The 18,612-nt window shown below is 68.0% G+C and carries 18 protein-coding genes and 2 pseudogenes; 6 read left to right on the plus strand and 14 right to left on the minus strand.

The window, feature by feature from the left end; all coding sequences use genetic code 11:
• Window positions 1-63 precede the first annotated feature (63 nt).
• From ABN034_RS04185 to ABN034_RS04205, 5 genes are all read right to left on the minus strand, one after another.
• Window positions 64-1,131: a phosphotransferase enzyme family protein gene (locus ABN034_RS04185; RefSeq protein WP_349689640.1), complete on the minus strand. Its 1,068-nt coding sequence runs from the start codon at window positions 1,129-1,131 to the stop codon at window positions 64-66.
• A 104-nt stretch (window positions 1,132-1,235) separates the two neighbouring features.
• Entirely contained in the window at window positions 1,236-3,170 is a 1,935-nt protein-coding gene (locus ABN034_RS04190; RefSeq protein ID WP_349689641.1) for a glycoside hydrolase family 97 protein, read from the minus strand.
• Complete coding sequence (locus tag ABN034_RS04195) at window positions 3,167-3,559, minus strand: hypothetical protein (protein ID WP_349689642.1); 393 nt, start codon at window positions 3,557-3,559, stop codon at window positions 3,167-3,169. Before ABN034_RS04195 ends, ABN034_RS04190 begins: the two co-directional genes overlap by 4 nt.
• 47 nt (window positions 3,560-3,606) lie before the next feature.
• On the minus strand, window positions 3,607-5,307 hold the full coding sequence (locus ABN034_RS04200; RefSeq protein WP_349689643.1) for a glycosyl hydrolase family 28-related protein: 1,701 nt from the start codon (window positions 5,305-5,307) through the stop codon (window positions 3,607-3,609).
• Window positions 5,308-5,351: 44 nt separating this feature from the next.
• Window positions 5,352-5,492, minus strand: a complete 141-nt coding sequence (locus tag ABN034_RS04205) for a hypothetical protein (RefSeq protein WP_349689644.1) — start codon at window positions 5,490-5,492, stop codon at window positions 5,352-5,354.
• A gap of 149 nt (window positions 5,493-5,641) precedes the next feature.
• On the opposite strand from ABN034_RS04205, the gene ABN034_RS04210 reads away from it, so the two are divergent.
• Window positions 5,642-6,442: a sugar phosphate isomerase/epimerase family protein gene (locus ABN034_RS04210; RefSeq protein ID WP_349689645.1), complete on the plus strand. Its 801-nt coding sequence runs from the start codon at window positions 5,642-5,644 to the stop codon at window positions 6,440-6,442.
• 98 nt (window positions 6,443-6,540) lie between these two features.
• On the opposite strand, the gene ABN034_RS04215 is transcribed toward ABN034_RS04210, so the two are convergent.
• Window positions 6,541-6,723 (minus strand): aldo/keto reductase, encoded by a 183-nt coding sequence (locus tag ABN034_RS04215; RefSeq protein ID WP_349689646.1) that lies wholly within the window; start codon window positions 6,721-6,723, stop codon window positions 6,541-6,543.
• Window positions 6,724-6,775: 52 nt separating this feature from the next.
• Here ABN034_RS04215 and ABN034_RS04220 point away from each other — a divergent pair, with 52 nt between their 5' ends.
• Window positions 6,776-8,533 carry a glycoside hydrolase family 97 protein gene (locus ABN034_RS04220; protein WP_349689647.1) on the plus strand — a complete coding sequence of 586 codons (1,758 nt, stop codon included), beginning with the start codon at window positions 6,776-6,778 and terminating at the stop codon, window positions 8,531-8,533.
• Window positions 8,534-8,794: 261 nt separating this feature from the next.
• Here ABN034_RS04220 and ABN034_RS04225 read toward each other — a convergent pair whose 3' ends face one another.
• Window positions 8,795-9,601 carry an ROK family protein gene (locus ABN034_RS04225; RefSeq protein ID WP_349689648.1) on the minus strand — a complete coding sequence of 269 codons (807 nt, stop codon included), beginning with the start codon at window positions 9,599-9,601 and terminating at the stop codon, window positions 8,795-8,797.
• Window positions 9,602-10,104: 503 nt separating this feature from the next.
• The gene (gene ppgK / locus ABN034_RS04230) at window positions 10,105-10,896 is read right to left on the minus strand and encodes a polyphosphate--glucose phosphotransferase (RefSeq protein WP_349689649.1); all 792 of its coding nucleotides are present in this window, start codon (window positions 10,894-10,896) and stop codon (window positions 10,105-10,107) included.
• Window positions 10,897-11,128: 232 nt separating this feature from the next.
• On the opposite strand from ppgK, the gene ABN034_RS04235 reads away from it, so the two are divergent.
• Window positions 11,129-12,367: an MFS transporter gene (locus ABN034_RS04235; protein ID WP_349689650.1), complete on the plus strand. Its 1,239-nt coding sequence runs from the start codon at window positions 11,129-11,131 to the stop codon at window positions 12,365-12,367.
• Here ABN034_RS04235 and ABN034_RS04240 read toward each other — a convergent pair.
• Window positions 12,338-13,585: an MFS transporter gene (locus ABN034_RS04240; RefSeq protein WP_349689651.1), complete on the minus strand. Its 1,248-nt coding sequence runs from the start codon at window positions 13,583-13,585 to the stop codon at window positions 12,338-12,340. The two genes, ABN034_RS04235 and ABN034_RS04240, sit on opposite strands and share 30 nt — an antisense overlap.
• A gap of 178 nt (window positions 13,586-13,763) precedes the next feature.
• Between ABN034_RS04240 and ABN034_RS04245 the strand changes: the two genes are divergently transcribed.
• Window positions 13,764-14,258, plus strand: a complete 495-nt coding sequence (locus tag ABN034_RS04245) for a GNAT family N-acetyltransferase (RefSeq protein WP_349689652.1) — start codon at window positions 13,764-13,766, stop codon at window positions 14,256-14,258.
• An 82-nt stretch (window positions 14,259-14,340) separates the two neighbouring features.
• Here the strand turns inward: ABN034_RS04245 and ABN034_RS04250 are convergent, their stop codons facing one another.
• Together ABN034_RS04250 and ABN034_RS34265 are read right to left on the minus strand one after the other, a co-directional pair.
• The gene (locus ABN034_RS04250) at window positions 14,341-14,847 is read right to left on the minus strand and encodes an NUDIX hydrolase (protein ID WP_349689653.1); all 507 of its coding nucleotides are present in this window, start codon (window positions 14,845-14,847) and stop codon (window positions 14,341-14,343) included.
• The gene (locus ABN034_RS34265) at window positions 14,756-15,406 is read right to left on the minus strand and encodes an NUDIX domain-containing protein (RefSeq protein ID WP_502878964.1); all 651 of its coding nucleotides are present in this window, start codon (window positions 15,404-15,406) and stop codon (window positions 14,756-14,758) included. The genes ABN034_RS04250 and ABN034_RS34265 overlap by 92 nt, the downstream gene beginning before the upstream one ends.
• Between ABN034_RS34265 and ABN034_RS04260 the strand changes: the two genes are divergently transcribed.
• Complete coding sequence (locus tag ABN034_RS04260) at window positions 15,299-15,922, plus strand: hypothetical protein (RefSeq protein ID WP_349689655.1); 624 nt, start codon at window positions 15,299-15,301, stop codon at window positions 15,920-15,922. The genes ABN034_RS34265 and ABN034_RS04260 overlap by 108 nt on opposite strands.
• A 101-nt stretch (window positions 15,923-16,023) precedes the next feature.
• Here ABN034_RS04260 and ABN034_RS04265 read toward each other — a convergent pair whose 3' ends face one another.
• The 3 genes and pseudogenes from ABN034_RS04265 to ABN034_RS34270 form a co-directional block, all read right to left on the minus strand.
• Entirely contained in the window at window positions 16,024-16,710 is a 687-nt protein-coding gene (locus ABN034_RS04265) for an alpha/beta fold hydrolase (protein ID WP_349689656.1), read from the minus strand.
• Window positions 16,711-16,712: 2 nt separating this feature from the next.
• Window positions 16,713-17,096: pseudogene (locus ABN034_RS04270) on the minus strand (DinB family protein); the annotation flags it as partial.
• 358 nt (window positions 17,097-17,454) lie between these two features.
• Window positions 17,455-17,514: pseudogene (locus tag ABN034_RS34270) on the minus strand (hypothetical protein); the annotation flags it as partial.
• A gap of 122 nt (window positions 17,515-17,636) precedes the next feature.
• Here ABN034_RS34270 and ABN034_RS04280 point away from each other — a divergent pair.
• Complete coding sequence (locus tag ABN034_RS04280) at window positions 17,637-18,608, plus strand: BadF/BadG/BcrA/BcrD ATPase family protein (protein WP_349689657.1); 972 nt, start codon at window positions 17,637-17,639, stop codon at window positions 18,606-18,608.
• Window positions 18,609-18,612 lie beyond the last annotated feature (4 nt).

An 18,612-nucleotide genomic window follows, 5' to 3' on the forward strand; every position in this document is an offset into this window, starting at 1 on the left:
CCACGAGACGACTCTTCGACAACGAGCCGAGCGTGTCACAACACGCCTGGCCCTGACAACCGGCTACCTCGGCATCTCTCCAGTCTCCATGCGCAGCACGGCTTCGGCCTCCGCAAGTCGTTCGAGCATCAACTCCGCGGCGCGGTGGCGGGCGCGGGCGTAGGTCTGCAGCGAGGAGGTGACGGCGGTCGGGTTCACCAGCGGTTCGGCGAGCGGATAGGACGAGGTGGCGGAGTAGACGAGCCCGACCCGGACGCACGCCACCAACTCGGCGGCGGGGACCGCGGGGTAGGCGTGCCGGTACGCGGCGACCAGCCGGGCAACGCCGTGCGGCCAGTCCTCGCAGGCGAGCACGGTGCGCGGGTCGCAGCCGATGCGCGCCAGCTCCCACGCCGCCGGCCGCGGGGTCGGAGGGCTGAAGTCGATGATGCCCGCCACCCGATCCCCGTCCAGCAACAGGTTCGGCGAGGCCAGGTCCCCGTGCACCACCTGGACCGTCAGCGGCGGCACGCCGTCGAGAAGCCGCGCCAAGGTCGGCCACCAGGTCAGCCGCTCCTCGATCGCCTGCCTTGCCCAGCCCATGAAGCCGTCAGCATGGGGCCGCGTGGTGTAGGCGGCAGCCAGCGCCTGGAGGCGGTGCCGGGCGCGGTCGAGGTCGCGTAGGCGGTTGCCGGGGACACGGCCGGGTACGGCGACGGGATGGCGGGCGAGGTGGTGGTGCAGCCGGCCGACCACCTGCCCGACGGCCTCCCAGCGTCCCCCGGATAGACCGCCTTCCGCGGTCTCCACGGCGCCCACGTGCTCCCATACCGACATGGCCGGATCGGGCGGCGAGGTGTGCAGCAGCTCGCCGTTCTCGGCGGGCAGCACAACGGGTACGGGCACGTTGCCGTTGGCGGCGAACGCCGCCAACGCCACGGCGGCGCGCTGGCGATCGAGCTCCGCCCGGTCGGCTCCGGGGTAGGTCTTGACGAACCACACGCTCCCGTCGTGGGCGTCGGCGAGGTAGTTTCGGGTGTGGGTGCCGTCCGGGCCCGGGCGCAGTCGCCGCACGCTGAGGCCGTAAACACCGGCCAGCACGTCGGCAACCTCCCGGCCGCGGTCGACGTCTATGTCCCTCACGCTGCTCATCCTGGCTCCCTCCAGTTCCGATCCCAGCTTCAGGGTGAGCTCCTCGTGGCCATGCTGGCCCGCGACCGCGCGTATCGAGGCTGGGAGTGGCGGAGGGCCGTCGCTCAGCCCGTGGAGTCGCACGTGGTGCGCTGCGGTGTCCACCGGCAGGCGAGACCGGCGAACCCGCCCTCGGCCACGACATCGACCGACAGCATCTCGCCCGCGTTCAGCACTTGCCGGTCGCGGACCAGCCCGGCAGCGCCGTCGTTGACGACCTCGACCAGCCAGAGCCCGTCGGGGAGGTCCAACGCCACCTCAAGAGTGCGCGCGGCTCCCGATGTCCCCGCACCGAGGAACCACCGTTCACCGCTGCGCCGAGCCATCACCACGTGATCGCCGGGCCGGCCGGCGAGCAGCCTGGTGTCGTCCCACACGGTCGGCACCTGTTCGAGGAACCGCCGCGCCTCCGGCCGCGCGTCGTACGCCTCCGGGCTGCCCGCGAGGTTCTGGACGCCCGACTCGAACACCACCGACAGTCCCAGTTCGTGCGCGTCGGAGGTCGGCCGACTCTCGCGCTGGAACGCCATCGGCGTGTAGTCCATCGAGCCGACCTGGTTCCGCGTGAAAGGCAGGGCGGTAAGGTGGCTCGTCGTGAGGTTGCTCGACTTCTCCGCGCCGTGGACACCCTCCATCGTCATGAGGTGCGGCCAGGTGCGGTGCCAGCCCTTGGGGACGGTGGAACCGTGGAAGTTCACCAGCAGGTGGTGCTCGGCCATGTCGGCCAGGGCGTCGTCGTACCACCGCAGCCGTTCCTGCGACTCCGAGTCCATGAAGTCGAGCTTGACACCCTTGACGCCCCACTGCTCCAGCAGCGCGAACCGCTCGGCGCGTTCGGGGGCGGTGTCGAAGTCGGAGAACCGCAGCCACGTCATGATGTCGACACCGCGCGCATTGGCGTAGTCGACGAGGTCCGGCATCCAGGTGAACTCCGGAACCCGGTCAGTCCAGGCCCGCTCGCCGGTCTCCAGGTCGTCGTACCAGCCCGCGTCGACCACGACGTACGGCCAGCCGCGCGCGGCGGCGTAGTCGACGAATCCCTGCTGGCGTTCGAGGCTCTGCTGGGCGGACCGGCCGCCGGCCAGCCACGTCCACATCGCGTTTCCTGGCCGGATCCAGGACGTGTCGGCCAGCCGTGACGCCGGTGCCACGTCGTCGACCATCGTCGACTCGGTCACGGTCGCGAGGTCGCCGACCACCATCACCCGCCACGGCGTGGCCAGCGGCCCGTCCACCGCGATCTGCGGATCCCAGAACGACACGTCGAGGCGGTACGTGCCAGTTGCTGCCTCGTGTAGCAACCTCGGACCGGAGTACGAACCGTCCAAGGCTGACTCGGTGAGCAGCAGATACGTGCTGTCGACCTCGAACAGTGCCGGAACCTGGAAGTCCGCCAAGGGCGCGGATGCCGCGGTGTACTCGAGGAACGGGTTCTCGTAGTCGCGCCGGTGTCGGGCCAGCCACGCCGACGCATCCGCGGGCACGGTGAACGCAGACGCCTCACCGGTCACCGCGCCGTAGTCGGCCGGCAGGATGTACCGGTAAGCGACCCCGTCGGCAGACACGCGTACGACCAACGACAGCTTGGCGCCGCCCTCACCTTCGAAGCCGAACCTCGCCTCCGTCATCGGAGTCTGGCGCTGGATCCGCTTGCCCACCGTCGTGGCATAGCGTTCCAGGACCACGCCGTCGGACCGTCCGGTGAATCGCAACCCGGCGGCCAGGTTGGCCTGCTCGGTGACGATCCCGACCGGCGACGGCTCCAGCACCGTCGTCCCGCCCCGGGACACCGAGAGCGCCACGGTCCCAGCGACCGCGTCGTAGGTCAGGTCCGCGACGGGACCACCCGGATCGGGCGCCCGTACCGTCCAGCGCTCGGCGGCCGCGACGGGCGGCGCCACCATGCCCATCACCAGGGCGCCGACCGCGAGGCCGGCGAGAGCCACCGCCATCCGGCACCGCCGCGACCGACCAGCCGCGGCACCGTCTGCAGCGTTCATCGAAGTCCTCCTTCAGGTCCGACCCCGTATGAGCTTGTCGATGCCGGCCGGGGCACGGCGATGCCGCCGTACTTGTCCCAGCCGTTCGCGATCCGGTCGATGTAGAGGTCGGCCTGGTCGGCGTCGACCCTCCAGGTCCACTGCCCCTCCGACACCGGGCAGGGGTAGGCGCGGATCTGCTCGGCCCCCGCGTGCGCCTCGTCCAATCCGGTCCAGATCGTGCGGGCCAGCTCCTTCTCGTCGTCCGCCGGTGCGCCGCGTACGTAGAGCCAGTAGCCGAAGTACACGGTGGCGACCGCCTGATGGATCTTCGCGGTCAGTACCGTCCCTGGTCGACGGTGGTCCCCCGACCGCGGGGACGGCGCCGCGCCGGTTCCGCAGAGTGTCATCGCCACGACGACGCACACCGGCAATGCCGCCGCGGCAAGTGCCCGCCTCACAACCGCGCGCGGAGTTGGGCAGCGTGCAGATCCGCGGGGACGACTCCCGAGCCGAGCGCCTCCGACACCGACCCCAGATCGCCGGTGAAGTCGCGGGGGAGCCCACTGGCGAAGGTGGTGGCGCCGGCGATGCCGACGACGGCAGCCCGTGGTGCCATGTCGTGGATCGCGATCGCGTACGTACGGCCGTTGGTGACCCGGACGTTCCAGTGCGCGAACCGGGCGCCGAACCGCGGACCCGCGTCGCCCGCGCCGCCGACGAAGGCGTCGTTGGTCACGGTGATGTCGGTACGCACGTTCTCGAACGGCAGTGCCCGGTGGGAGTCGAAGGTGCCGTTCTCCATCACGCCGTCCGACCAGACGTTCCCGGACGCGAGTCCCTCGACGTTGATGCCGTGATGCGTCGAGCCCGACGGCAGCGGCACGGTGGCCCGGTCGATCCGGAACCGGGTGACGAGGTTGTCGTGGGCCTGCACCCGGCAGATGTAGGAGTGGTGGCGCTGCCGGCCGCCGACCGACACGTCCCGTAGGGTGACGCCCTTGCACGAGTGCAGGCCGAAGCCGTTGTCCGCGTTCTCCACGTGGACGTTGCGCGCCCAGCAGTTCAGGGCAGCCGAGAAGGCGGGGCCGTTGAAGCCGAAGTCGCGGTTGTGCGGTTGCTGCTGGGTGAGCCGCATCCGGAGGGTGAGGTCCTCGATCCCGGACTCCCGCACCACCGGGCCGAGCGTCTGCAGGCGCGGCTCCCACACAGTACGGAGGTCGAACTTCAGCGGCTGTGCCAGCGTCACCTGGTCCCCTGACACGTGGATCACCTCGACCGGCCACCTATAGTCGACGAAGTTGGGTGCGCCCGCCCACGTACTGATCTCCGGGCGCAGTCGGGTGGCCCGCGAGTTCCAGTCGTAGGCAGCGGTGCCGTCGACGTCTCCGGCCAGATGGGCCAGGAGGCTGGAGTCCGGGAGGTTGCGGACGGCGAGGAGGACATGGTCCCCGGCGCGGATGTCCCCGGCGTCCTCGACGGTGAGCGTGCGCGCACCTCGGGAAGCGTCGGCGACGACCGGGGTGAGCGTCTCGTTGTCCATCCAGCCCTCGTTGCCGAGGAACTCGGCGTCCCGCATCGACTCGAGCAGGCGCTTCGGCACGAACCAGACCAGGCCGCCGCTCCACGACCACTGGCTCAGATCGCCTTCCCTGCGGTTGAACGCGTACCCCTCTTCCAGGGACTTGTCGCAGAAGATCACAGTCCTGCTCGTACCGAGTCCGCGCAGGACCACACCGGAGTGGTGCATCCGGATCAGCCCCGACGTCTTGTAGGTGCCGGGCGGCAGCAGGACCGCACCGCCGCCGGCCGCCGCGGTCGCGTCGATGGCCGCGTTGATCGCCACGGTGTCGTCGGTGTTGCCGTCGCCCGCCGCGCCGAACGTCTTTGCGTTGACCCGTTCGGGCAGCCGCGGGATGTCCCGCTCGCCGCGGCGGTAGCCGGCGTACGACACGTTCGGGATCTGGGGATGGGTGTCGGGTGCGGCGAGGTACTCCTGCCAGAGTTGAGCCGGTGCCGGGTGGGGCGCAGGTGCCAGGTACGGCGGTGCCGGCTGGGCGACCGCCGCGCGGGCGGAACCGCCCAGGGTGGCCGCACCCACGAGACCGCCACCTGCCATCCGCAGGAGGTCACGACGACGGGGACCACGGTTGCCCATGAGGCGTTCCTTTCGCTCTCCTGTCTGGCGCTCGACCGACGGCGTCAGGCTTGGTCCCCGTGGACGGTGACGCGGGTGAACTGCAGGTGGTCGACGAAGCCGAGGGTGTTCGACTCGTTGGCGCGCCTCGTGTCCTGGCTGTCGCGGACGTGCACGTGCCGGATCGGGAACGCGAGCGCGTACATGGACGGCGTGGACGAGGCGACTCAGGCGACCGTAGGTTCGTTATTTTCGGCCGTCAACAAACTTGTCCGCTACCGCTCACCCTCGGCTGGACACGCGAGTGCGTCGGTAGGCTCGCAGGGACCGACATTCGAGGGAGCGGGTGAGGATCATGAACGCCGCGGAATCCGGGAGCGGCACGCGGTCGGAGCCGGGTGACCGCGCTGTGCCGAACGAGCGGATCGGTGTCGTCGGCTACACGGTGCGTGCCGCCATGCCGGCACCGGACACCGAGGCGACGCTCGCGGCACTGGCGTCGTGCGGATACGTGAACATCGAGCCGTCGAGCGGGCTCTACGGCTATACCGGGGCGGAGCTAGGTGCGCTGATCGACGCCGCCGGCATGAAAGCACCGTCGGTCGGTCTTGGCCTCGGTGAGATCGAGGACGACCTCGACGGCGTCCTCGCCACCGCGGAGGCGCTCGACGCCCGCTACGTGCGGATCTCCGGCTCCCGCTCGTGGGACGCCGCGGAGTACTCGCGCGTGGCCGGCGTCCTCAACGACGCCGGTGCCCGCACCCATGCCGAGGGCATCACGCTCGCGTACCACAACCACGCCTTCGAGTTCGAGGCCGAGAACGGCGGACGCTTGTACGACATCCTCGTGCGCGAGACCGACCCGGACCTCGTCGACCTGGAGCTCGACCTGTACTGGTCCGTCGTCGGCGGCGTCGACCCGGTGGAGCTCTTCACGGAGTACCCCGGCCGGTTCCCGCTGCTCCACGTGAAGGACCGCGCGCCCGACGGCTCCATCGCCGACGTGGGGACAGGCACGATCGACTTCGGGCGGATCTTCGCCCACAGCGAGCTGGCTGGTGTGGAGTACTACTTCGTCGAGAACGACAGTCCGAAGCCAGACGGCATCACCTCGGCGAGGGCCAGCTACGCGAACCTGCGGGCCTTGCGGTACTGAGGCGAAACGAGGGCGACGGCCCGCCGCGTGCCCGGCTGGTCAACCTTGCTGGACCCCGACGGCTGAGTGCCTCGCGACCCAGGGCGCTCTCTCGGTGCTCAGGGCAGCACGCGTTCGAGGTCGGCCCAGAACTCGTCGGGAATATCACGCGCGAACGCGTTCATGTTGGCGCGGATCTGGCCGGGAAGGTGGGCACCGACGAGTACGCTTCGGACCGCCGGCTGGCGCAGGGGAAACCTCAACGCGGCCGCCGCGGCACGGCCACGGGAGGTGCCGGGCACGCCTTCCCGTGTTCCTGCCGTGTGACGTTCCTCGTGTGGAAGGACTGCCCGCATGCCGAACTGGACCCTCGCCGCGGATGACCTGGAGGCCGAGGTCACGCTCTCGGACGCGGGCGAACTCTCGCTGGCGTTACGGCACCGCGGCCGCGACGTCATCGCACCGTCCAGGCTGGGACTCCGGGCGGCCCATGAGGATCTCAGTCAGGGACTTGCCTTCGAGGCGATCACGACCAAGGAGATCGACGACTCCTACGCCACGGTGACGGGCAAGCGACGGGAGCATCGCTACGTCGCCAAGGAGTGGACGCTGTCGTTCACCAAGCGCGGCCATCGCCTCGACCTCCAGGTACGCATCAGCGAGCAGGGCGTGGCCTATCGGTACTCCGTGCCGTGGACCGGCCCGGTGACCGTCTGCGAGGAGGTCTCCGAGTACGTCTTTTCGTCAAGCGCCCGCGCCGTGCTGTTGCCGTACGACAACGGGCGATGCGACTACGAGGAGATCCACCACCACACGTCTGTCGCTGACGCGGAAGAGATGGTGTACGGCTGCCCGGCGCTGTTCGAGGTCGGCGACGTCTGGGTGCTGGTCACCGAGTCGAATCTCGACGCCACCTATGCGGGATCCCGGCTACGGTTCGACGGAGCCGCGTTCCGGGTGGACCTGCCGGATTCGTACGTCACCACCGCAAGTCCACTCGTGACGCCGTGGCGCACGGTGATCACGGGCGACCTCGCCACGATCGTAGAGAGCGACCTCGTCACCAGCCTGGCCGAGCCGTCGGAGGTCGAGGACACCTCGTGGATCAACCCGGGAGCGGCGGCCTGGTCATGGTGGTCCGACGGCGCGTCCGCGAGCGACGCAGAGGCCCAGCGGAGATGGGTCGACTTCGCCGCGGCGCAAGGTTGGCCGTACCTCCTGGTCGACGCGGGTTGGCGCGCGGACTGGATACCCGAGCTGATCTCGTACGCCACCGAACGGGGGGTGGGCATCTGGCTGTGGTCGCACTGGCAGCACGTCGACAGCGAGATCGAGCACCGCGAGAAACTCGCGCTCTGGAAGGAATGGGGCGCGGTCGGGGTCAAGATCGACTTCACCGAGTCCGACGGACAGGACCGTATGAGATGGTTCGACTCGATCCTCGCCGCCACCGCCCGGCTGGAACTGATGGTCGTCTTCCACGGCGGCACGATCCCGCGCGGCACCGAGCGTACGTGGCCCCATTTCATGACCGCGGAGGCGGTCAAGGGAGCGGAGTGGATCAAGCCGAAGCCCGGCAAGGAACCGCTCTATCCGCCAACGCACTACCTGTCGCTCGTCTTCACCCGCAACGTCCAGGGCCCGATGGACTTCACGCCATGTACGTTCACGGCTGTCCGCGAGATCTCTGCAGGGTTCGAGCTCGCGCTGGCTGTGCTCTTCGAATCCGGCGTCCAGCACTTCGCCGACAGCATCGAGGCGTACGACTCCAGGCCGGAGGTGCGGCGCCTGCTCGCCGAGGTCCCCACAGCATGGGACGACACCAAGCTGCTGTCCGGCGACCCCACCAGTCACGTCGTGCTCGCCAGGCGTCGCGGCGATGAGTGGTACGTCGGCGCTGGCTTCTCCGGGAACGCGCGCGTCGCCACTGTGTCGCTCGACTTCCTGGGCGATGGCACGTGGACGGCAGACGTCTACCGGGACGGCCCGGTCGACCGGATCATCGCCGAGACCATCACCGTCGACGTCGGCGGCAAGGTCGACGTTCCGGTCGCCGCCAACGGCGGCTTCACGCTCCGCCTGCGGCGTGGCGGTTCGGAGGCAACCGCATGAGCCACGACCTCAGCAGTCGCGGGCCGCTTCTTTCGGGAGGTCGGCAAGGGTGAGCAGCCCGCCGGTCGGTACCTCGATCAGGTGGACGCCAGATGCCAGCTCGATGGTTCGGTCACTGGCAGGTCGTCCCTGACAGTCCAGGACGGTGGCGCTGGCGGTACAGGGTGTTCGGACCCGGCGAAGCCGTCGCGGGCGAGGGGGTTCCTCGCGACGGGGTGGCGGATGGTGGGCGTGTCATTCACCTTTCCTACCGTCGGGGCTCTACAGAGTGAACATCGACTCGATGGCTACCGCGGCGGCACCGCGAGCCCACTGCTCGAAGGGTCTCGGACGCAGGATCACCTCGCATTCCGCGGCCGCGCCGAACGCCTGGCTGGCGAAGGCGCTTCTGAGCGGGTCTTCGAACAGGTCGAACGCCGACAGCCCCGCGACGTCGCCGGTCACGATGATCCGCTCGGGGCCGAAGAGGTTCGCCATCGCCGCCATGGCCAACCCGATCGCCGACCCGGCCCGCGCGAAGACTGCCAGTGCATTCCGGTCGCCCGCATGCGCGATCCTGATGGCTGCGTCGATGTCCAGCGACTCGTCTCCCATGTCCCTGCGTACCGCCTCGACAATGGGGCCTGTTCCGGCGACCGCCTCCACGCAGCCCTTCCCGCCGCAATGGCAGAGCGCTTCGTCGCCGCCGACGGGGATGTGCCCGATCTCTCCGGCTACACCGTGCGAGCCCGCCACGAGGCGGTCACCCACGACCAGGCCGCAGCCGATCCCGATGCCGACCGTGACCAGGGCGAAGGAGGAGGCGCCGATGCCCTCACCGAACCATTGCTCTGCGACGGTGAGGGACTTGACGTCGTTCTCCACGGTCACGTCGAGGCCCGTTGCCTCCGCAGCCAGCTTCGCCAGCGGGACCTGGTGCCAGCCGAGGAACGGCGAATAGCGGACCAGGCCTGCCCCCCGGGTCGACGTCCCCAGAGACCGCGAGGCCGAGGGAGTGGCAGCGGTCGCCGAACGTGGGTGAGGTCGCGAGCAGGTCGGCCACCAGTCCAGCCAGCTCGGCAACCGCATGCTCCGGCGCGGAAGCGGTCAGTTGCCTGTGCGCGGACGCCTGCACTCGCGCGCGCAAGTCCGTGACCACGCCGATCAGTTCGTTCTCGGTGATCTTCACGCCGGCGAAGAACTCTCGGTCCCCCCGGATCGCGAGTGGGCTCGCCGGTCTCCCCGCCCCGGGCCCGGTACGCTCACTCGCCTGCAGTTCCTCGAGATAGCCGGCCTCGATGAAGGACGGGCGACCTTCGTGACAGCGGCCGAGGAAAGCCCGGTGCGGCGGGCGATCTCGACCCTCGAGACTGGCCCCTGGGTGAGCACCATGCTGAAGACGGTCGCCGCCGCGGGGCTGGTGAGCGGGTTCGGCCGGCGAGCGGGCATGAGGGCAGTCCAACTATTTCCTTCTTGAGGAATTGAATTTGGCCTGCAGTCCCTGAGTTCGGACCTGCATCGTTGACTGAAGTCGCCTGCGCTGCGGCCCCTTCAAGCCATGCCCGTGCGCACGACGGTGTACGCCGCACGGTTCACCGGGCGAGCGACTGGGTGGGGAGACTGGGAGCGAACAACGCCGCGCCGACGATGCCGGCGTTGTTCTGTAGCTGTGCGGGGACGACCTTGGTGCGCAGTTTGATGCGTGGCAGAAACTTTTCGGCCTTCTTGCTGACCCCGCCGCCGATGATGATCAGCTGCGGCCAGAGTAGCTTCTCCAGCAGGGCTAGGTACTCCTGCAGGCGCTGCGCGTACTTCTTCCAGGAAAGGTTGTCGCGCTCCCGGATCGACTCGGCGGCCCAGTCTTCGGCGTCGCCGTGATGCAGCGGCAGATGGCCCAGCTCGCTGTTCGGTACCAGGGTTCCGTCGGAGAAGAGCGCACTGCCGATGCCGGTACCAAGCGTGACAACCACGACGACACCACGTTGGCCCCTGCCGGCACCGAACTGCATCTCCGCGATCCCCGCCGCGTCAGCGTCGTTCACCACCGCAACGGCCCGCCCAGTGGCGTGTGCGAACAACTCCGCGGCGTTCGTTCCGACCCACGCCGGATCGATGTTCGCCGCGGTCTCCACCACGCCGGCCCGGATCACGCTGGGCAGGGTCAGCCCAATCGGCCCACCGACCCCGACCTGGTCGAGCACCGCGACCACCACACCTGCGGTCGCGTCGGGAGTGGCTGGAGACGGCGTGCGCAGCCGGACGCGATCGGCGACCAATCGGCCTGCACCAAGATCCACGTGCGCACCTTTGATCCCCGTACCGCCGATATCGACGCCGACGGCTGTTCCATCCCTGAACGCTCCGCCGCCCATGGAAGTCACCATTCCTCCCCCAACGCTTCGTGAACCGGAACATCGGACACCGGCCGTGGGACCTGGATCTGTCCTCGTCCTTCCACTGTGCCGCAGGCCGGCCGAGGTAAGGGCCCAGTCGTCGGCGCAACTGGCCGGTGGAGTGTGGCCTGAGTCCGGTTGCGTTCTACCGTATGACACGACCGGGACGGCCGGCGATCGAGATCAACGGGCCGGTAAGGATGGGCTCTGGGACCCTGTTCTGGTGACTGACGTAGAGGGGCGTACCAACGCGGAGGTTGCATCCCTGACCGCGCGCCCCGATCGACCGCGCGGTTTCACCCGTTGGATCGCGGCGAATGTCGGCTCGGCGGTTCCTCAGTCGATGGCACCCATCACCTTTGGGCTGGCGACTCTGTCGCAAGGGGACCTCGACGGGGGTGCCCTGATGATGACGGCTATGACCGTCGCACAGGTGATCGGTGCAGTACCCATCGCCGCTGCGGGCCGACGGTTCTCCGTGACTGCCTACGCCCGGGTTCTCACCGCGTTCCGGACGCTCGCATTCGTCGGCCTCGTTCTCGCCATCGCAGGCGGAGCGCCGGTGGCCGTCCTGGTGGTCGCCGCCAGTCTCGCCGGGCTGGTCAATGGGGCGATCTTCGGATTGCTGCGGGCGCTCCTGAACGACATGGTGGCGTCGAACAAGCTGCCGCGCGCGCTCGGCGTCGCCGCGACCGCCAACGAACTCGTCTTCGTGAGCGGACCGATTCTCGCCTCGACGATCGGAGGCGCGTCGGTGGTCGCAGCAGTCGGCATCATGGCGATCACCAGCGCACTGCCCCTGGTGGCGCTCCCTCGCATCGCGCATCGCACACCGTCGGCGTCGACCCGCGTGCCACCGGAGTTGATACGCCTGGACACGATGGTCTGGTTGCTCGCGGCTGCCAGCGCTGCCGCCTGCGTGGCTTCGGTCGAGGTCGGCGCCGTGGCGCTGGCACTGCGCCACGAACTCGCGCCAAGCGCAGCGTTGCTTTTCACGGTTCCACTGTGTGTCGGATCGGTGCTCGGAGGCGTCTGGGTCAGTGTCCGCAACCGCCGCCTGCGGCAGCGGACCGTCGTCGCAATGATTCTGCTGACCGTTGTCGGCATGGTCGCCGTCGCTTGGGACGCGTGGATCGGCTCCGTGATCGCCGGAGTCGTCCTCATCGGCTTGTTTCTCGCCCCGCTCGGGATGTCGTTCTCGCTGTTCATCGACGACGTCCTCCCGCCGGCCCGACGCGCCGAAGGCTTTGCTCTGTTACGTACGTCGAAGTCCGTCGGCCTCATTACCGCATCTGCCGTGATCGCGTTCGGGTCGCTGGCGGCGTCCTTCCTCGTCTCGGCGGCGCTCGCCTTCGTGTCGGCGGTCATCATCCTCACCGTGCATGCACGCGGCGTCGGGCGCAAAGGCTCCGATGAGACGTCCGCCACGGGATCAGCCTGCTGGGGGCGGCGGCGTTCGTAGGCGCCACAGCTTCGACGTGGCGAGCCAGGCAGTCCCAGCCAGCGCGCCGATTGCGCCGACTGCGAGCGTGGGGAGGACTCCAAGAAGCGGCGCCAATCCGGCGCCGACGAATCCGCCGAGTGCGTCTACGCCTTGGACGATGAACAGGACGCTGCCATTGACCCTTCCCCGAAGGGTGCTCGGAGTGAGGAGTTGTTGTGTCGTCTCCTGGTGGACTTCCCACAAGGTCCAGCCGAACGCGTTCACCAGGCGGGAGAGGACCAGCAACGGGAGGGCAGCCGGCCCGACAAGTGCGGCGAGCGGGACCAGGGCGATGCCGGCCGCGCGGAGCAGCGATCCTGTGAAGATGGTTCGTCCGGTCGTGAGCCGCACGCCAACTGCTCGAGCGGCCAGGCCACCCAGCAGTCCGCCGAGGCTTCCGACGGTGAAGATGACACCGATCATGGCGGGGGACAGGTTGAGGTCGCGGGCGAAGAAGACCATCTGGACCGCGTAGACGATGGCGAAGGAGAACACGAAGGTGGCGTCGGACAGGGTGAACGCGCGGACCAGTGGCTGACGCCATGCGAATCGCAGTCCGGCGACAAGCGCGGGCCAGACACTCTCTCGGGTGGTCGCCGAGCGGCTTGGCTCCTGGTGGCGGACACGCCACAGAAGGAGGCCGGAGAGGACGAAGGTCAGCGCTTGGATGCCAAGGGCGGCCGCAGCGTTGAGGATCTGCACGAGTCCGCCGGCCAAGCTCGGACCCGCCGTACGCATGGCGCCGTCGGTAACGGCCAGCTTGGCGTATCCGTCGGGGAGGTGCACGGCCGGAACCAGCGAGGGCAGGTAGGAGCGATAGGCAACCTGGAAGCAGACGTCCAGGGTTCCGGCAAGGAACGTCACGAGGTAGAGCTGGTTCATGGTGAGGATGCCAAGCGCGGCGCATGCTGGCACCGAGCCGACCAGGATGCCTCGACCGGCGTGGGCAATGATGAGGATTGGTCGTCGCGGCAGTCGGTCGATGACGATGCCGGTGAACAACCCGAACACGAGCCAGGGTGAGCCCGCGATCGCCAGCAGGAGTCCGACCTGAGCCGCAGTCGCCTGCAGCGTCAGGATGGCGACGAGAGGTAGTGCGATCCGTCCGAACTGGATACCGAGCAATGACAGGCTCTGTGCGGACCAGCACTTGAGGAAGTCAGGGTGTCGCCACAGGCCATCGAGACGGTTGAGCACGCATGCCTCCTACGCGTGCCCGCCTCTGTCCCTGTACGACGATGTGAAGTTGAGTCCACCGGCCAGGATCAGCCGTGGCCGCAGATCATATGACGGTCGCCGGTCGGTCGACAACAATCGGCACCTCATGAGGAAGGAGCCGGGCACACGCCCGGCCGCGCAGGACTCCAGTCCGTTCGTGATCACCACAGCGTTACGCGGGCTGGTGACCTTGATGAGCAGAAAAACGTTGGCAAGGGGTGTTTCCCAGGTGCTAGACACGACGCCCATGCAGATCACGACTCGTGCCGCGTCCTTGGCGGACGTTGACTTCCTCGTCGGCCTGCTCGGCGACGGCCATCGCCCGGACGCTCTCGATCAGATCCAAGGACGGATCGAGAACAGCATCACCTATGTCGTCTGCGTCGGTGATCGACCTGTGGGGCGGCTTCGCCTCGTTCGCACGGAGCAACACATCGAGATCGCCGGCATCCAGATCGACCCGGCGTGGCAGAGTCAGGGTGTCGGCACCGCGGTCATCAAACAGGTCCTTGACGAGGCCTGCTCAACTGGTCGTCTTGTCGAGCTGGACGTGAACAAGGACAACCCGAATGCCGAACGGCTCTACGCACGGCTTGGCTTCCGACGACTGCGCGAGGACGGCAACGACTACCGCATGACAACGGCCACCTGAGCCACATGTGCACAGGACAGGCGGGGGAGGTAGCCGATCTCTCCGCAGACGGGCAGGGCACCTGGTCCGCCCCGGCGGTCGGCTAGCCGGTTTGAGCCCGCCGGAGCCCTTCTTCGTAGATGGGCTCGAATCCCGACATCGTGGGCAGAGGCCGTACCTGATGCGGTGGGAAGAGCCCGCGGTCGAAGCTCTCGGCGTTGGGCTCGAACAGGCTGAGCTCGATCAGCCTGCATCGGAAGTAGACCTGGGTCGAGATCGGGTACGGCCAGCGGTACTTGGCCGGCTTGGGGAAGAAAGCTTCAAGTTCCTGATACCCGATCAGTTCGATGATCTCCACCTTTGCCGATGCCTCCTCCCAGACCTCGCGTACGGCTGCCTGATCGGGCGTCTCTCCTGGGTCGATGACTCCGCCCGTGATGTCCCAGTCGCGGTCCCGAAGCCGGGTCAGAAGCAACTTGTCGCCCTCGTAGGTCAGGCCGAAGGCTGTAGCGCATCGTTCAAGCGGGGGAAGCTCGTCGGCGATGTACATCCGTCCCTCGGTCTGCGGCAACGAAGGGATGTCGTGCCGGGTCTGCACAAGCTTCCTCATGAACTCCTCCGTGGCAGAGACAAGTTTTCGGCCGACGATGTTCCAGGCGCTCGACAGCCTGGTCGAGGGGGAGAAGGACGACGACGCCGATCTCCTCTTCGACCTCGCGGCGGGCGGTGGCGCGCGGCGTCTCATCCGAGACTGCTGAACCGCCGGGGAAGCTCCACCGGCCGTCCCCGTAAGTGGCTCTCACCAGGAGCAACCGGTCCTCGGCGTCGAAGAACGCGGCACTGTGCGCCTCCCGTTGGGTGGCAGTGGCCCGTGTCGGACTGGCTCTCGTTCGTTTGTCTGGCTCACCGTCGTCACGATAGGACTGAATCACGGCCTGTGTCGGGTCGGTCCGTACGCTGACCGACACCCCGTCGTCCGCGCGGACTCCACCCGCCGACGCCAAGTCGGTGACCCGTCGACCCTCGAGGAGCCGCGAGATCCGTGATGCCAAGGAGTCAGCATGAGGTTGTACGCAGACGCTGCTGGTCGCCGGCTGGGACAGGTTGTGGGAGACATGACCGCGCTGGCGTGGTTGGTTCTCACAGCGCACATCGCTTCGTCGGTGCATGAGCGCGTCGGTGCGTTGGCCGCTCCTGGTCGCCGGCTGGAAGGCGCCGGCCAGGCTCTGCGCAGGCAGTCGGCGGCCGCACAGGGCAGCGTGAACGATGTCCCCGGCGTTGGAGACGCGATCGGCAAGCCACTGAACGCCATCGCGCAAACTGGGCAGACGGTCGCAGCGATCGGGCGCAGCCATCAGAGTGTCGTAGGCGACGTCGCTCTCCTGCTCGCCCTCGGGGTCGGCGCCGCGATGCTCAGTGTTGTCCTGGTGTGGGTGGCTCGACGAATCCGCTGGGTCCGTCGGGCCACGGAGGCCGACGCCCTCTCCGCGTCGGCCGGCGGTACGAAGTTGCTCGCCTTCCGGGCATTGTCGCGGGCGCCGGTCTCGAAGCTTCGGCCGGTCGCACCGGATCCTGCTGGCGCCTGGTTGCGTGGAGACGACGACGCCGTACGACGGTTGGCCGACGTTGAACTCACGTCCCTCGGCCTGCACCTCGCTCGCGCCGTGGGCAGCAAGAGCCCATGACGAGGGCGATGTATCCAGCAAGGGCTGGCTGTGAGCTCTGTGAGCGTGTGAACGCCCGGCAGAAACTCTGAGGAATCGTTCGAGACCCGGTAGCAGCCAGGTCACTTCTCGGCGGCCGCCGCGGCAAGGAGCTGGGCGAGCTCGATCGGCCTGCTGACCATCGGCCAGTGACCCGAGTCGATGTCGACGAATTCAAGGCGCTTGACCCTGGCCAGCTCGGGTAGCTGGCCGGCGCCGATCCACTCCTGAGCTTCCGCGGGAGTGAATTCGGGGCAGATGAGTACGACCGGGACGTCGAATCGTCGCTCGTCCACCAGGCGTACGACGCCCTTGGTCACCCCCTCGGGGACAGGGACCGCGGCTGCGGCGATGCCGCGCCGGGCCTCCTCGTCAAGGTCAACGGAGTCCGGGCCGTCGAATGGCTCCCAGCCCGGGAAGGGCATGGCGCCGTCCTTCGACTCGAAGAAGTCGGCGTAGGTTTCCCCGTCGGCAGACGGGAAGCCGCCGATGAGGGCGACTTTGGCGACCCTGTCCGGTCGCGCCTCGGCGGCCAGCCAAGCCAGGGTGCAGGCGGCGGAATGCCCCACCACCATGACCTTTCCAGACGATGAGTCCACCGCGGCGAGCACCGATGCCACCTGGTCGTCGAGCGTGGCGTACGCGGATCCGTCGCCCTGGCCCGGCAGCGTGAGCGGCACGGCGCGGTGGCCGAGTTTCTCGAGCGGAGGCACGACGTCGTTCCATACGGATCCGTCGAGCCAGAGACCAGCAATGAGGACGATGTCCATGATCAGGTCACATTCTCCAGGGCGGTCAGATCGCGTTCGGCGTAGAGCCGATGTTCCCATTCCTCGTTGAGGACGATGCGCAGACATTCTGCGTGAGGGAAGTTCTCCAGCCGGGGCCAGCCCGGCTCAGTGCGCGTCACCTCGGAGCCGAGCAACTCGTCGGTGAGTGAGTCCATGACGTGGCGGACCATCGCCTGCCGTTCGCGGCGGACGGTGAGCACCTCGTCGAGCGAGGGTCGTGCCTCGCGGTCCCACGGGATGCCGTCCCACCCGGGCGCCTCGTCCCACGGCAGGTCCCACGCGTGCCACGGCGAGGCGTTGCCGAGGATCATCCGACCCACCCACGCAGCGCTCGCGAAGTTCAGGTGCCGCAGCGTCTGGATGAACGTCCACTCGTCGTCGACACTGCGGTGGAGCGCCGACTCGGGGAATGTCCTCGCCCGCTGCGACGGTGCCCTCCCACAACCGTTCCAGGATTGCCCACGCCGTACGGAACCCGTCGGCGTCGTCGGGGCGCATCTTCGCCCGGTCGGGCATGCGACGGTTCAGTTCGGCGTCGACGAGCGGTGCGATGTCGACACCGTTCACGACGACGTTCTGAAGCTCTCCATAGATCTCCACGTTCACCAACTCGACTCCGCGCAGCTGACTCTCGCTGAACCGGCCGCCGCGGATCTGGGCTCCGGTGAAGTCGACCGCGCGCATCCTGGAGTTGTTGAGGTACGCCTCGGTGAAGGTGGCGTCCCGAAGGCTCACCCGCTCGAAGCGTGCGCCGGTGAGGTCCTGGTCGCGGAACTCTGTCATGGGGTGTCACGGTAGGCCATGTTCCGGACGATCTGCTACCGCTTCAATGCCGGGCGCGCGGTAGTGTGAGGGATGCCTACGACAACAGTCTCTCGAGCGCAGCAGGACGACGGCAGGTGGTAATGGGCGACGAGTACGTGATTGGTGTTGACTCTGGCGGCAGCCACACTCGGGTTGTGTGCGTCGACCTCGACGGACAAATGAGGGGGTCGTCGCAGGCTGCTGGGGGCAGTCCTACGCACAACGTCAATGCTAGGGACCATGTTCAGTCCGCCATTCACGATGCGATACAACGAGCTGGCGTTGAGGTTGGCAACGCCGTTGGACTGGTATCCGGCATGGCTGGCTTCGATGGCGAGCGTGACCTGGGCTGGGCTTCGAAATATCTCGATGTCAGTGGCCTCGCGTGCCCGCGCTACATCGTCAATGACGCAGTTGTAGCCCACGCTGGAGCTTTTGCCGGCAACCCGGGGATTATCGTGGTGGCCGGTACAGGCTCCATGATCTTCGGAATTACTGAAGCGGGAGAACAGGTTCGTAACGACCGATACTTCCACTATGCCGGCGGTGCTCGGCACTTGTCCTTCGACGCCATGGCACGCATTCTGACTGACGAGGACACCGAGGCGGACGCGGACCTGGTGCGTGAGGTGTTCCAGTTCTGGGGAGTATCCGACAAGCAGGGGCTCCGCAAGATAGTCCGTGACCACGAGTCTGCGGACCGCAATGATGTCAAACACTCCTACGGCCGAATGGCTCAGCTGATAACAGCCGCAGCGGAGACGTCTCCACTTGCCGCTGCCGCGTGCTGCCAACTTGCCGTGGCGACCTGCGTGGGTATTCGCCTGCTCGCCGGGCATTTCGAATCGACAGTTGTCTCAGTAGCCCTGCAGGGAGGCCTAGCTCGGTCCGTTGCCTTTGCAAAGAGTGTCGAGGCCGAGCTGGCAGCCGCACGAGGGAAACGCATGGACGTTGTCGACCCGGTGCTCAAGCCCGCTGCGGGCGCGGCACTGTTGGCCCTACGGCGAGCTGGCGTGGACACAAACGAGCGGGTGGTCAGGGGACTCGCGGCGTGCGATCATCTCATCAGGTAACGCG

The organism is Actinopolymorpha sp. B11F2, assembly GCF_040195635.1.
Taxonomy (GTDB): domain Bacteria; phylum Actinomycetota; class Actinomycetes; order Propionibacteriales; family Actinopolymorphaceae; genus Thermasporomyces.